We start from the raw sequence: 1,097 nt of genomic DNA, 5'->3' as shown, positions 1-1,097 counted from the left end.
ATCTGCGTGATGAAGACAAAGGGTGGTCCTCGGGCAATAAGCGCAACGGAAAAGGTACCAAAACAGTGAAGAGCAACGTTGGCGAAGTGACCATTGACACCCCGGAGGACCGTCACAGCAGCTTTGAACCCAAGATTATCGAAAAGCGCCAGCGGATATTGGCAGACAATCTGGAAGATCAGATCATCGCCCTTTATGGCATGGGCAGCAGCCTTCGTGACATCTCCTCACATATCAGGGAAATGTACGACACCGAAGTCTCCACCCAGGTAATCAGTGATATTACCGACCGTATCATCCCCAGGGTAAAGGAATGGCAGAACCGTCCGTTGGAGGAGGTTTACTGCATCGTATGGCTTGATGCCATGCACTTCAAGGTACGGGAGGAAGGCAAGGTGAAGCATAAGGCACTGTACAATGTGCTTGGGATCAACAAGTCGGGAAGAAAGGAAATCCTGGGGATGTACCTGTCTGAAAGCGAAGGGGCCAACTTCTGGCTACAGGTGCTCAGTGGCCTACAGCACCGTGGTGTCCGTGATATTCTGATTGCCTGTACAGATAACCTTGTAGGCTTTCCGGAGGCGATCCATTCGGTTTTCCCCAAAACGGAGATCCAGTTGTGTATCGTCCACCAGATCCGCAACAGCCTGAAATATGTGGCCAGCAAGGATCAGAAGGAGTTCGCCCGTGACCTCAAGCTGGTGTATGGGGCAGACACCAAAGACCTGGCAGAATCAGCCCTTCTGGACCTGGAAGAGAAATGGGGGAAGAAATATCCGGTGGTACTCCGGTCTTGGAACAGTAACTGGGAAAGGCTCAGTGCTTATTTTGCATACACCAAGGGCATCCGAAAGATGATCTATACCACCAATGCTGTGGAAGGGTACCACAGGCAGGTGAGAAAGGTCACCAAGACCAAAGGGGCATTTACAAGTGATATGGCACTGTTGAAGCTCGTGTATCTGGCTACCCGACGGATCGAGAAAAAATGGAGTTCCCCTTTGCACAACTGGGGCTTGACAGTCCAGCAGCTGGCCATTAAATTTGAGGGGAGGCTCAAGCTGGACATCAATACAGAAAATTAATTAATTAGTTCC

The 1,097-nt window shown here is 50.5% G+C and carries 1 protein-coding gene; it reads left to right on the top strand.

Annotation, left to right across the window (positions count from 1 at the left end):
* On the top strand, positions 1-1,085 hold a 1,085-nt coding region (locus LZF95_RS27110; protein WP_233758601.1), incomplete at its 5' end, for an IS256 family transposase.
* Positions 1,086-1,097 lie beyond the last annotated feature (12 nt).

The organism is Algoriphagus sp. AGSA1 (genome assembly GCF_021390545.1).
Taxonomy (GTDB): Bacteria; Bacteroidota; Bacteroidia; order Cytophagales; family Cyclobacteriaceae; genus Algoriphagus.
This window is presented reverse-complemented; position numbering and strand designations above follow the sequence as displayed.